Below are 12,455 nucleotides of genomic sequence, written 5' to 3'. Positions count from 1 at the left end.
GATATCGGGCCTACCGCGAACGCGCCGTGTTGTGTGCCTTGAACGCCGCGCGAAGGCTTAGTGCCTCTGGACTGGCGCTGCCCAGCTTGGTGTCCCCGTTCTGCGATCCCCACGCGTAGGCAAAGTCAAACACGGGATTGGGAGCGTAGGTGGCCCAGCGCGCGAATATCTGGTTGGCCTGGTCCGGTGTCGGCAGTTTATAAACGTCTCTGACCCCGCCGGTATAGGTCCTCCAGTTGCCGCCGCCAAAGGCTTGGAACACAGGCACGATCTTGTTGAGCGGGATGCCCGCGGCAACGGCTGCCTCTACCGTCCTGTCGATGAAGTCCAAATCGAAGACCTTGCCGCGTACCGGATACGGATCGAGGCCGAAGAGATCGATCCCGGTGTTGGCGGGATTGAAGGTGTTCATGAAGTGGGGGGCTTCAAAAGACCCCATGTCCATCAGCGTGACGAACGTCACGGCCCCGGGCACATTGGCCTTGATCCAGTCAGCCTCGGCTTTGAGGGCTGCCGGGCTGACTGCCGGGGAGTGGTACTTGCCGGTGATGTCAGGCTCGTCACAGAGGCGAAAGCCGAACAGCTTCGGGTTGCCGATGAACGGCTTGACCTTGGCGATGAAACGCGGCGTGACGCCGCTGCTCTCGTCAAGCCAGATCAGCCCCTTCATCCCGGGAGGAAGCGCATTGAGTTGCTCGACATATTGCACGTCAGCGAGGTTGAAGCCCGCGGCCGCGATTGCAGCAGCCGAACCGCCAGAGGTGTAATGCAGGGTTATGCCATTCTCCTCTGCTGACAGTTTGGCTTGGCCATAAATCAATAGAATGAGCAGGGCTGAGACGCACAGGATGCCCATGCGAGCAATCATCGAGCCGCCGAAAAAAATCAGCCTGTAGGCGTTCGCAATGGCAGGTTTCATTATACAGCCACCCATCTATCGATACATTGAAGCAGAGACGTGCCGTCGCTCATCTGGGCAGTCCAGGCAGTTCGACAACATCGACCTTCTGATGAGTGTCTTCAGGCGAGCGAGGTCGCGACTGATGCGAGGTCCAGGATCGTCGCTGTAGTCGCCCTCGAGTGTGAAGGATGTAGGCGTCGGCTGGTGTGCGAATGCAATGAACGTAAGCTCTAGTTCGGCTACACCGTCGCCCAGCGGCACATCCCCCTCGACCGACAAAGCATCCTTAAGGTGGACGTCCGGCGAGGCGACGTCAGCAAGTCGCGCCCAATTGGAGGCCGCAGAATGCCCGTAGATAGCGGGATTTCCCGTGTCGAACTGTACGCAGATGCCCGGCTGGCCAACAGCTTGAAGAATCTGGAGGGTTCTTTCGGAGTCAAGCCCGCTTTCGTATGCCAAAGTAATCCCTGCGGCTTGGGCGGGACCAAGCGCGAAACGCAGCACTTCAGCCGTTCTAGCCATGTCCCGCGACGTCCGAACGAGGCTCTGGCGAAAACCCGGAATGATGATCCTGGGCACCCGCAGACGGTCCGCCACTCTAATTGCATGCAAGATACTTCGCCGGACTTCCAATGCTTCCTGGCTGCCCTTTGGCGCGGTCAGGCCGAGATCGTTGAGCCGATTGACTGCAAGGGCGGTGATCGGAAGCGCGAAACGGCGTGACGTTGTGTCGAACGCCGCCAGCATTCCGATATCTGTGAGATCGGGACCGCGGTTCGGGCCACCCAAGTCGATGTGAACGTGATCGAGACCCGCGGCGGCGGCGGTTTCAAAGCCGGTAAGGCCCCGATCGCCTACCTTCCACAGCGCGACCCCGATTTGTGGGCGATAGATACTCTGCGCGACAGTCAAACGCGCGTTGCTCGTCAACGGACGTTTCTTCAAGTTCGCCACCTCCGAAAGTCGATCCCAAGCTTGGTCCAAGATCTAACCGGCGGATAGCCGACAGCGTCGCGTAATGTATGGATAGCTTCCTCCGGGTTTGTCACGATCGTAAGAAGCGGCCGATAGGTATTGGGGCGGGCGCTGAGTTCGAGCATTGCCCGTGTCAGCATCGCGTTGGAAGAACCGCGGTGCCCCGTGATCGCCACCCGCTTGTGGCCGATAGTTGTCTGGCATTGCTCGGCAAGCGGCCAACCGACACGTCCGCCGGTATTTCGCGCGCGGATCTCGCTGAGATTGACCCCGGGCAGACGCGGGTCCCGACCCTCAGAGGGGAGACCTCCGAAGAGATGGAGGATGCCGCCATCGCACAAAGCGCCTAGCCCGATACTGAGGGCGGCCGCTACATCCTGCCGCGAGGAACATAGGATCACCGTGTCGAATGCTCTGTGCTCAACACCGGCCGTTTCTTTCGTCCCTGTGACGACTACGTCCCGAACCGACGCGCAGGCAGTTTTGAGCGCAATACAAAGCAGTTGGCCGATCGTACCTCGTCCCACCACCAATACACGGATCGGCTCCGCGACCCGCTTGAGAATGCCTCCGCAAGTTAGGACGGATGCGAGCGGCTCGGCGAGAATAGCGAGATCGGCAGCCAGTTCCGCGGGCGACGAAACGACCAAGGACCGCAACCGAGCAGGCACGAGGAAGCGCTGCTGCATCATCCCATCGAGACTATGGCCAAGTTCAGCGGCGCCCCAGTCTGGTGTTGGATTCACTGCAATCGTCGCACCTAGCCAGCGTTGATCCGCTTTCGCAGCCACTTCTTCGACAACCGCTACGCCCTCATGGCCAAGGATCCGGGCTGGATCGTCGCGCACGCCGCGTAGAATCTGGAGGTCGGTCCCGCAGACGCCGGCAATGAGGGTCCGGCAGACAAAATCGCCCGGTAGCGCCACGGGTGTCCGGACCTGCTCCAGTCTTGGGGCACCCATGCCCGACGGCCGCACAAGAGCGAGGTGCGACTTCGATCCGGTCAAGCTGATCCGATCACCGGAAAACATGGATGCTTCGCCCCTCATCCGCCATTTCGGCGAGATGGCCAGCACCGATAAGTCCAGACAGGTCCCCCGGCGCGACGACACGGAGCCGGCGGGCGAAATAGGACGAATCGCATTCAGTGATCTGGAACAATCCATGGTCGCGGAATTGTCGATCAAGGCTGGCCGAATAGGCCGGTTCGAGTGCATCCACGACACCCCCGGTGAGAACAATTGAATCGAGTAGCGGATCGTGCGTCAGGAGCGCCGAGAAAATAGTTGCCAGCGGTCGCGTGATCGTAGCGAGGACGTCTAAGGCGAGGGCATCAGCGGCCGCCACCCCACGCGAGAACTCCGCGAGCATGGCATCATCGTCCTCGTCGCGTGCCGCGGCCATCGTCGAGGCTGCCAGCGCGTCGGGGGAACAAGCTGACAACTCGCGCAGCAGTTTCAACACGCCGCGTCCGGACGAATAGGCGTTCAGATGGTCGCATCCACCGCAATCGCAGGTAAACTTAAGACGCGTGCCGCGGAAGAAAGCCTCTACTTTGATATGGCCAATTTCGCCCTGTATCCCGTGCACGGGATCGACCGGCACGCCGCCTCGCGCGAAATCGTAGAGCCTCGCCCCGATCCCGGTGCTCACCGTGACGAACAAGATACGCGAATGGCTCCCCGGATCGCAGGTCTGTATGTAGGATGCCAGTCCAGCGGTCACGTCATTCGCGATCGTCCAGCGGGTGTCCAGCCGACGGCGTGTCAACGCCGCCTGGAGCTCGAAGGGTCCTGATCTCGGGCCCCAGAGTGGGCCAGATTGCAGCACACGACCGCTACGAGCATTCAAGGGTGCTCCAAGTGAGATGCCGGCATGATCTATCGCGGTTCCGCTCTCCAGTTGCAGACGCTCAGTCTCGGCCACCAGATAGTCGGCCAACGCTTCCTGGAGTTCGACGGGGCTGTGGTGGGCCGTGTTAAGGTAGTTGATCGCAGGTCGTCGCTTTACTGGACCCAGCCTTCCATTTGTCCACAGCGCCGAACGAAAATGCGTGCCGCCGATATCAAAGACAGCAATGTCCTTATTGATCATTGCGGGCCTCGCACGGTTGGCGGATTGCTGGCAGCATCGCGCCAGGTCCGGAAAATTCGCGCAGCTGCAGTCTGAACTTTGTCGGAAGGCGTGATCCGATCGGCCTCAAGCGCTGCGCCGATCGTATACGGCGTAGGATCGGCGAGCGCTGCCAGGCACAATCGTTCGTGATGTTCGAACGCCGCGAGCCAGTCGCGGAATGGACCGTTGGCTGGTTCGGATTCAAGAATATCGATGCGATCACCGAGGACGCGGGCTCGTCGCTCGTGAACGAGAGGTCCATCCAATGCGACGTTTATGGTGGCATCGTAGCCCTGCGCTCCGACGCGTGCGGCGACGAGCGGCACGACAGCTTGCGCATACCAAGGCATATCACGCTTTGCTATTTGCGCCGGGCACTGTGTGGGATCTGCGATAAGATCCTTGGCAATCGCATCTCGCAGAGATATCAGCGCGACCGCCCGACCCTTGTTGTGCGAAGCCCCGCCGTCGAAAAGAGCGAAGTATTTCGTGGATATTGCGCCAAGGCGAAGAATATCGTCCCGGTACTTCTGCGTTGCGCTATCTGGGGCCAACCGGAGGACGCGCTGCAGGAGATCCTCCCCGTCACGGGTCCTGGCGATGGGGATAAAGCCTCTGTGATTGAGGCCCTCGTAACTCCAGCAAAGTTCGGTCGGATCGATGCGCAGCGCCCGCGCGAAAGCCTGGAGCGTGGCAAGGGGAAGCTCGCAGATGCCAACCGCAGCCAAGCCGTGGCGGAGCATCATGGCCGTCGTCAGGCTCAGCGGGTTGATCATGTTCACGACGAAGGCACCGGGACATATTGCCTTCATGCGGATCGCGAGATCGTCTACCGGCCGTATTTGACGGAAGGCAGAGAGCAGGCCGCAGGGTCCCAGCGTTTCGTCGGCGATGCATCCCAGCTCGCTTGCGAAGAGTTCGTCATCGGCCCTCGCCTCAAGCCCGCCGAAGCGCGTCTGGACAACCACGATCTCGGCATCGGCCAGGGCCGCATCGAGGTCCGTCGTGGATATGACCGAGGTTCCGAATGCTCCCAGCCGGTGCCGGGCATAATGTGCAACCGCATCAAGGTTTTGCACGTTGCGCCCTTGGAGGACTAGTACCCACTCGCCCAGCCGGTGGCTTAACACCTCGCTTCTCTCAATCGCATCGACGAGCGCTACCGTGAAGGGCGAGCTCCCGCCAAGGACGCAGACCCGCGTCATCAGTACGTCCGGGACGAGCCGACGGTCGCGGTGACGTAGGCGATCTCCCCGTCGGGCATGCACGGCCGAATCGGCAGCGCCAGCAGTTCGCCGGCAAGCGCCTCAGCATGAACTGAAATTCGGTCCGGACTTGGCCTTGAAAGGAAAGGCCCTACGCTCATTGCAGGCCAATCCTGGCAGGATTTCCCCCAACAGGAAGTTCCACCCCATATTGAGCCGAACCGCTATTGGAAACAGCTTCCTGCCAGCTCCGAGCGCGCAAATAGCTGAGAACCTCGGGTATCAATCCCGGCGGACACTGGTCTTCCCGCTTGAGGAAGCGATAGCGGCCAAGGTCGGTCGGCACCACCATATTTATATTGCCGCCTCGATGCTTGGCGGCGGCCCGGAACGACCTCGAGACCAAGTCTTCGTTCAGATGCTCGTGCCAGATCGGCAAGCCAACCGCCACCAGCAGATCCACTATGCGCAGGGCCGTTTGCTCCCTGAGCCAACCGAGGTGCCAACCGAGAACACTGGAAAAAGCGAGGTCGATCGCGACGGCAAAGCCGTGGTGGAGCTCGTAATGAGTCGAAGCTTCAAGCGGATGGGCGATCGTGTGACCGAGATCTACCGCCCTCTCGTAGGATGTAATCTCGAAGGGGTTCTTCGAAAGCTCTCCCAGCATGGCGGCGATGGCGCGCTGGATGGGCTCGTGAGCCAACGAGTCGCCGTTGCGGACCCAGGACTGCAGCCCACCTCCGCGAATCTCTTCGATCATCCGGAAGAGATCTGTGTCGGAGGTGCAGGCGACCTTGATCATCTCGGCCACCCCCTGCCTGACCGTATCGACGCCCAGGGTCTTGAGCAATGACGGGATCACCGCGACAGCTTCCGGTGGGTGGAAACAACCAAGGTAGTTCTTGCCTTCTCCGAAATTGACGCCACCCTTCAGTCCGATTCCGGCATCCACCTGCCCAATCAAGGTGGTGGGGATGCGAAGGTGAGACAAACTCCGGCGTAGCATCGAAGCCGCCAGCGTAACGATATCTGAGCAGACGCCACCCCCGATCGCCACCAACGCACCCCGGCGATCGATCTCGGCGTCTGAGGCTGCGCGACAAACGGTCAACACGGATTTCATGGTCTTCGTCCGCTCGGTGCAGTTCAACACGAGCCAGGACGGCTTCAAACCGACGCTTGCGAAGGCTGCACGGATTGCGTTTCCATAGAGCCTCTCGACAGTAGGAGTGGTGACCGCCAGCACAGTCCGATTACGAGCATGGGCCTCGATCCACCCGCAGAAATCCGACGAGTGCAGACCCTCAAACAGAGTGACATTGAAGGTGTGGTCACTGGAAGACCGGAGGGAAAGCTGCTCTTGGCTGGGTGTCCACATGATCGAGCCCGATGTTCGGGCAGAACAGCTCACCGGCATGCTTAAGAGCAATCCAGCAAAAGTCGTTCCGCATCCTCCACCCGTATACTGTGTAAGAATTTATTAGGCTTCATCCGTTCGACTGATGCGTCAGGTCGTTGGGAAGTGAACTTACAACTAGCAAGCACAGCCGTGAGCCTGAGAGCCTGCGCTTTTTAATGAAAGACTGATAAAACCTTTGTCGCGTGTAAGACTACATATCGTCCCAGGAAGGACTGCTTTTCTGGTCACGCTGGCTGGCATTCTCCTGCTCACCCTTTCGCCTGGGTGGTTTTTGCAGATGTTTGGCATCGCCATCACCCTTGGTCATGACAAACTCAATCACGCCGCTGCGTTTGCCGTGCTGGCGAGCATCGGATATTTTGCTTGGCCGAATCACCGGGCAAAACTGACCGTGCTCCTCATCTGACCGCCGCCGCGATAGAAGTTCTTCAAGGCTTGCAAACGATCGGGCGCTATCGGGATGCTTGGGACTGGGCTGCCGGCTGTGTCGGCATGGCATGTGGGCTGCAAATCGCGAGCAACGACAGCAGCTTCCAGACGGGCGCGAGGTGTTCGTGAACGGCGGATTTGCACAGCTTTGAGCCTGCGGGCGCGAGGCGTCGCTGGGACAAAGTGGAGAGGCCACGCGCCAGATCTGCACAGGCAAGACCTCAACGCCTACTCGGTTGAGCATGATCCGCGTGGACGTCGAGCCTGCGGCGTTGCGGGGAGGACTTACTGGCGTGCCTCCCGCCAGTGGGGATAGGTGACATAGGCGGTGAGCGCGCCTTGCTCGTGCGAGCGGATCGTCACCTTCTGCCCTTTGGGCATATGGACGATCTCGCCCGGCCCTGCGGTGACGCTGCCTGACTTTCCGGACACCGAAAGCCGCCCCTCGAGGACGACCATCACATCATCGACGGCCATTGTCTCCTCAAGTGTCTGGTCCGGTCCATAGCGCCCGTACCCGATGGTGATCGGGGAGGCATGGCGCTGGTCGACCAGATTGCCCACAAACACGTCTCCGTCCTGTCCCGGGGAACGCTCCAGCACTGCGTCGGTGATGGTGAACTTGCGAACCTTCATGGGAATTGCTCCTCTAGCGGTGTGGTTGAGTGGCTAACTTGAACTCCTGCGTGTCAACGCGACGTCCTCAGCGCGGCCTTGGGATTGTCACGCCGCCATCCACCAGGATCGACTGTGACCCGTGATGTCAGGCCACTAGGCGTGACATAGAAGGTCGCATTCCAGGAATAGTTGAGCCACGGGTATGAGTCAGCCGATACTTGCCGGCGATCTGCAAGTATAGATGCAGGCAGAACACGTCTCGCGCCAACTGAGGCAGTCGAGGAGGGGCCACTTGTTGCTCATTTTCCCTGTCTCCATCCAGCATTCAGCCGGCACGCGACGTCGTTCGTGTCTTCTGCGATCGCCCCGGTCGCATATGGGCGATCGACTTGTCCGCACACCGGTCAGTCCGGAAGTGGAGTGTGCTCATCCCGGTCATTGGCGGGAAGATCGAAACGTCCCTTGCCCCAGTCCTCAGCGCGCCATTCGGCCTTGGCCTCTTCGATGCGCTCCCTGGATGAGGCGACGAAATTCCACCAGATGTAGCGGGGACCCGAAAGGGTCGAGCCGCCGAGGATCATCAGCCGCGCGCCTCTGTCGCCGGCCGCGACCGTGATCCTGTCGCCGGGGCGGAAGACCATCATCTGAGATGCCTCGTATTCCTGCCCGGCGATGGAGATCGAGCCTTCGACGATATAGATGCCCCGGTCCTCGTGATCGTGCGGCATCGGCAATCGGCTTCCTGCTTCGAGCGCCACGTCGGCATAGAACGTCTCCGAGTACATTGTCGCGGGGGCCTTCTCACCATAGGCCTCCCCGAGGATCAGCCGGACCGAGACGCCGCGATCCTCGATCACCGGGAGCGCCTCCTGGCCATAATGCTCGAACATGGGCGCCATGTCCTCGTGGCGGTCGGGCAGCGCAACCCAGGTCTGTATTCCGAACAGGCTGTTCGGACCGCTCCGGGCGGCCGAGGAAGTGCGCTCCGAATGGGTCACGCCGCGCCCGGCGACCATCCAGTTCAATTCGCCGGGACGGATGATCTGGTCTGCCCCGGTGCTGTCCCGGTGATGGAAGTCGCCGCGAAAGAGGTACGTAACGGTGCCGAGACCGGTATGCGGGTGCGGTCGGACATCTACGCCTTGCCCGGTCAGCAGCTCGGCCGGGCCGGCCTGATCGAAGAAGATGAACGGTCCGACCATCTGCCGCTTGGGTGCGGGCAGGGCGCGCCGAACCTCGAAGCCGCCCAGGTCTCGAGCGCGCGGGACGATGAGCGTTTCGATCGCGTCGAGGCCAACCTCATCGGGACAGCCCGGTTCGATTGCCGGGTTCCAACTCATGCGCCTCATCCTCTCTTGGGGTTTCCGGGGGGCCTCGCCCTTGCCGATGCGAATGCCCGATTTCGATTAATCCGGACCGCGCGAGCGGGAACAGCGCTTTCGGCCCGACGAATGCCTAAACTGGCGAGCGATCGTCTGCCCAACTAGTCCTGTGATACGTCAAGCTGTGTCGCAGTAAGTGGAACGTGCGGGCAATGTCGTCGAGCTCAGCGGCTCGCAGTAGAGCGACCGTCGAACGCGATTCTTTAATAAGGCTTCGCCCCGTTCGTGTTTTAACGGTCGAGACCCCAAACGTCCGAATTTCGTGCGAAGTACTCGATCAGCATCTCGGTGAGGACCCGGACTTTCCGTGTGGGGTGCTTACCCGGCGGTCGGACGACATACGCGCCTGCCGAAGGTGGGGGATAGCGTGTCATAATCGGAACGAGCGCTCCGGAGGTCACATGGTCATACGTGATGCAATCAGGGAGCCAAGCGATGCCGAGCCCTGCCGCCGCGGCGGCGGCGAGCGCCGTGGCGTTGTCGGCTTTGAACCTGCCCTGCGGCTGAACCGTGACGATCTTGTCGCTGTCCATGAACTGCCAGGCTTCCGTTCCTTGCATGAGGGCCTGGTGGTTGACGAGCTGCTCTACCGTCTCAGGTGAACCGTGCGCTTTGATGTAATCCGGGCTTGCGACAAGCTTTCCATAGATCGGCCCGACACGTCTGGCGATCAGGTTGGAGTCCTGAAGGTAACCAACCCGGATCGCGCAATCGAAACCTTCGGCGATCAGATCGACGAAGCGATCGCTGTAGGAGGTATGGATGTGGAGCTGCGGGTGGTATTGCGCCATTTCCGCAAGCACGGGGGCGAAGTGGGTCGGTCCAAAAGAAAGCGGCATGGCAACCCTCAGGCGGCCGCGCAGCTCACCGCTGGGGAGGATCGTTTCCCTGGCCGTATCGATCTCGGCGCTGGCTCGGGCCGCATGGTCTCTGAACGTGATTCCCGCTTCCGTGAGCGCGGCGCCGCGGGTCGTTCGTGCAAGAAGCTGGACGCCAAGCTCCGCTTCAACCCGAAAGAGCCGCCGACTGACGATTGACTTGGAGACGCCGAGCCGGCGCGCGGCGGCCGATACGCCCCCTGCATCGGCCACTGCGACGAACGTCTGTAGATCTTCGATGTCCAATTCGGCGTTCCTCGTTTCGCGACACAGCTTGCCTGACTATGGCACTACCGCATCACCAAAAGGAACAGCAAATTGCGTCCAGGCAACGTCGCCCGCTGGCGCATGTCTCCCGTAAACCCATCGCCGTCCATAGCGGCAGAGAAAGGAAGTCTTGATGACCCCTCGTAACGGCCTTGATTCGCTTCTTCGTCCTGAAGATTCGGTGCTCGTTCTGATCGATCACCAACCTTATCAGCTCGCAAACCTAAACAGCCACGATCCGCACATGGTGGTCAACAACACGAGCGCGCTGGCGAAGCTAGCAAAAGCCTTCAATGTTCCGACCATTCTCACCAGCGTGATCGCGGCGCGCGGTGGACTTCTCTTTAAGCAGATCACCGACGTATTTCCGGACCAGGAAGTCATCGATCGCACCTGGGTGAACACCTGGCAGGACGAGAATGTGGTGAACGTCGTCAAGGCGACCGGCCGCAAGCAGCTGATCATCGCCGGCCTGTGGACCGAGGTCTGCGTCGCAATGCCTGTGATCCAGGCCGCCGGCGAAGGCTGGGACGTGACCGTGATCACCGACGCGTCGGGCGGGATTTCGAAGGAGTCTCACGAAGTTGCCATCCAGCGAATGATCGCGGCCGGCGCGAACGTGATGACCGTGATGGCGCTCGCTGGCGAATGGCAACGCGATTGGGCGCGCACCGAGCATGTCGAGGAGCTGACCGAGATTCTCATCCAGCACTTCGGCGGCAGCGGCATCGCGTATCTTTGGGAGCAGCAGCTTCTCAACACGCCGGTGCCGAGCAAAGGCTGATCCGGGCCGGGATGGCGAGCATTTCGGCGAGGGTCGGAATCGATCCGTTTGCCGGCCTCGCCATCCTCGCCCTTCTGGCTTCACCCTTCGTGGTCGTGAAGCTCGTGGTTCTCGGCGGCTATGCGCTCGGAGCCTGGCACGTCGTCCGACTGCTCCGCAAGCCACCAGAGCTTGCGAGGCGCGGACGGATACTGACGGCCGGCAAGTGGTCGATGGTAGCGGCTGTCTGCATAACCGATTGATCTTATTGATCAAGTGGTAGCGGGAGACCGCTACATCGCGAGACCCACTGTCGAAGAGGCGTTCTTCTACTATCGGCGGCACGCAGCTTAGTCGAAATTTTCAATTTTGGTGACAGAGATTAGAGCATTGGAACAGCCTCAATTTGCGACGGTTTGCGACTGGCTGACGTATGCGTTTACCCGACACAGTGGCCAGCATGACGTGTCAGACTGTGCGTCCTTCGTTGTCGAAGAAATGCAGGTGCTCGGGTGCAGTCTTCAGTCCGACCTCGGCGCCAATTTCGGGCGCTATCCCTTGGTTATGGATGGCGAGGCAAGTCTGGCCTCCGTCCAGTTCGACGTGAATGAGCGTGACAGCGCCAGTGTATTCAGCCAGCCTTACCTTACCACGTAGCGCGGTGTTTGAGGGCGCGACAAGCGACAGGTGCTCAGGTCGAACGCCGACCGATGCAGCCGTGGCAGGCACGGATGAGTTGTGGGTGATTGGCTGGCCGCCGAATAACGGCAAGATGTTCATTTTCGGACTGCCGATGAACTGGGCGACGAAGATGGTTCCGGGCTCGTTGTAGAGTTCGTGGGGCGAACCGACCTGCTCAATCTTCCCTTCGCGCAATACGACGATCTTGTCGGCGAGGGTCATGGCCTCGATCTGGTCGTGCGTCACATAAATCATCGTTGTTGACAGGCGCTGGTGCAGCGCCGCGATCTCCGAGCGCATGTGGACACGCAGTTCGGCATCGAGGTTCGAAAGCGGCTCGTCGAAGAGAAAAACTTCGGGATTGCCGACGATGGCGCGGCCGATGGCCACGCGCTGGCGCTGTCCGCCCGACAACTGACGCGGGAAGCGGTCAAGCAATGGCTTGAGCTTCAGCGTTGCGGCGGCTTCCGAGACGCGTCGGGCGCGCTCCTTGGCCGGCACTTTGCGAACCTTGAGGCCAAAGCCCATGTTGTCGCGTACCGTGAGGTGGGGATAGAGCGCGTAGGACTGGAACACCATTGCCACGCCGCGCTTGGCCGCCGGAACCTCGTTGACCAGGCGGTCGCCGATGTGGAGTTCGCCGTCGCTGATGTGCTCCAAGCCGGAAATCAGCCGCAGCAGCGTGGACTTCCCGCATCCCGACGGACCGACGAAGACCACGAACTCGCCATCCTCGATCTGAAGATCGACACCACGGATGACTTCGACCGTCCCGAACCGCTTGCGGATGTCCTTGAGAAGAACTTTTGTCATGGCGGGCT

13 protein-coding genes and 1 pseudogene are annotated in these 12,455 nt (G+C 60.7%); 3 read left to right on the top strand and 11 right to left on the bottom strand.

The features are described 5' to 3' along the window. Nucleotides 1-10: 10 nt before the first annotated feature. The 6 genes from EN885_RS10245 to EN885_RS10220 form a co-directional block, all read right to left on the bottom strand. Nucleotides 11-919 (bottom strand): hypothetical protein, encoded by a 909-nt coding sequence (locus tag EN885_RS10245; protein ID WP_245493044.1) that lies wholly within the window; start codon nucleotides 917-919, stop codon nucleotides 11-13. A gap of 15 nt (nucleotides 920-934) precedes the next feature. Next, nucleotides 935-1,846 carry a TIM barrel protein gene (locus EN885_RS10240; RefSeq protein WP_128241882.1) on the bottom strand — a complete coding sequence of 304 codons (912 nt, stop codon included), beginning with the start codon at nucleotides 1,844-1,846 and terminating at the stop codon, nucleotides 935-937. Further along, the gene (locus tag EN885_RS10235; RefSeq protein ID WP_245493043.1) at nucleotides 1,843-2,952 is read right to left on the bottom strand and encodes an alcohol dehydrogenase catalytic domain-containing protein; all 1,110 of its coding nucleotides are present in this window, start codon (nucleotides 2,950-2,952) and stop codon (nucleotides 1,843-1,845) included. Before EN885_RS10235 ends, EN885_RS10240 begins: the two co-directional genes overlap by 4 nt. Beyond that, the gene (locus EN885_RS10230; protein ID WP_128241884.1) at nucleotides 2,894-3,970 is read right to left on the bottom strand and encodes an ROK family protein; all 1,077 of its coding nucleotides are present in this window, start codon (nucleotides 3,968-3,970) and stop codon (nucleotides 2,894-2,896) included. Before EN885_RS10230 ends, EN885_RS10235 begins: the two co-directional genes overlap by 59 nt. Next, complete coding sequence (locus EN885_RS10225) at nucleotides 3,967-5,196, bottom strand: 6-phospho-beta-glucosidase (protein ID WP_128241885.1); 1,230 nt, start codon at nucleotides 5,194-5,196, stop codon at nucleotides 3,967-3,969. Before EN885_RS10225 ends, EN885_RS10230 begins: the two co-directional genes overlap by 4 nt. A 157-nt stretch (nucleotides 5,197-5,353) precedes the next feature. Then, a complete protein-coding gene (locus EN885_RS10220) occupies nucleotides 5,354-6,574 on the bottom strand; it encodes a sedoheptulose 7-phosphate cyclase (protein WP_095484145.1) in 1,221 nt (406 codons plus the stop codon). 319 nt (nucleotides 6,575-6,893) lie between these two features. Here EN885_RS10220 and EN885_RS34660 point away from each other — a divergent pair, with 319 nt between their 5' ends. Continuing rightward, nucleotides 6,894-7,022 carry a hypothetical protein gene (locus EN885_RS34660; protein ID WP_281035129.1) on the top strand — a complete coding sequence of 43 codons (129 nt, stop codon included), beginning with the start codon at nucleotides 6,894-6,896 and terminating at the stop codon, nucleotides 7,020-7,022. Between the two features lie 308 nt (nucleotides 7,023-7,330). Here EN885_RS34660 and EN885_RS10210 read toward each other — a convergent pair whose 3' ends face one another. From EN885_RS10210 to EN885_RS10195, 4 genes and pseudogenes are all read right to left on the bottom strand, one after another. Continuing rightward, on the bottom strand, nucleotides 7,331-7,681 hold the full coding sequence (locus EN885_RS10210; RefSeq protein WP_095484146.1) for an ethanolamine utilization protein: 351 nt from the start codon (nucleotides 7,679-7,681) through the stop codon (nucleotides 7,331-7,333). 122 nt (nucleotides 7,682-7,803) lie between these two features. Beyond that, nucleotides 7,804-7,966 (bottom strand): annotated as a pseudogene (locus tag EN885_RS34155) (DUF5996 family protein); the annotation flags it as partial. A 101-nt stretch (nucleotides 7,967-8,067) separates the two neighbouring features. Next, nucleotides 8,068-9,003 carry a pirin family protein gene (locus EN885_RS10200; RefSeq protein ID WP_095484147.1) on the bottom strand — a complete coding sequence of 312 codons (936 nt, stop codon included), beginning with the start codon at nucleotides 9,001-9,003 and terminating at the stop codon, nucleotides 8,068-8,070. A gap of 272 nt (nucleotides 9,004-9,275) precedes the next feature. After that, the gene (locus EN885_RS10195; protein ID WP_128241886.1) at nucleotides 9,276-10,169 is read right to left on the bottom strand and encodes a LysR family transcriptional regulator; all 894 of its coding nucleotides are present in this window, start codon (nucleotides 10,167-10,169) and stop codon (nucleotides 9,276-9,278) included. A 154-nt stretch (nucleotides 10,170-10,323) separates the two neighbouring features. Here EN885_RS10195 and EN885_RS10185 point away from each other — a divergent pair, with 154 nt between their 5' ends. Continuing rightward, on the top strand, nucleotides 10,324-10,974 hold the full coding sequence (locus tag EN885_RS10185; RefSeq protein WP_128241887.1) for a hydrolase: 651 nt from the start codon (nucleotides 10,324-10,326) through the stop codon (nucleotides 10,972-10,974). An 11-nt stretch (nucleotides 10,975-10,985) separates the two neighbouring features. Then, nucleotides 10,986-11,216, top strand: a complete 231-nt coding sequence (locus EN885_RS10180; RefSeq protein ID WP_206072930.1) for a hypothetical protein — start codon at nucleotides 10,986-10,988, stop codon at nucleotides 11,214-11,216. Nucleotides 11,217-11,421: 205 nt separating this feature from the next. Here EN885_RS10180 and EN885_RS10175 read toward each other — a convergent pair whose 3' ends face one another. Beyond that, nucleotides 11,422-12,447: an ABC transporter ATP-binding protein gene (locus EN885_RS10175; protein ID WP_128241888.1), complete on the bottom strand. Its 1,026-nt coding sequence runs from the start codon at nucleotides 12,445-12,447 to the stop codon at nucleotides 11,422-11,424. Between the last annotated feature and the right edge of the window lie 8 nt (nucleotides 12,448-12,455).

The organism is Mesorhizobium sp. M6A.T.Cr.TU.014.01.1.1, from assembly GCF_004022765.1.
Taxonomy (GTDB): Bacteria; Pseudomonadota; Alphaproteobacteria; order Rhizobiales; family Rhizobiaceae; genus Mesorhizobium; species Mesorhizobium mediterraneum.
The sequence above is the reverse complement of the archived record's forward strand: the minus strand, read 5'-3'. Positions and strand labels throughout refer to the sequence as shown.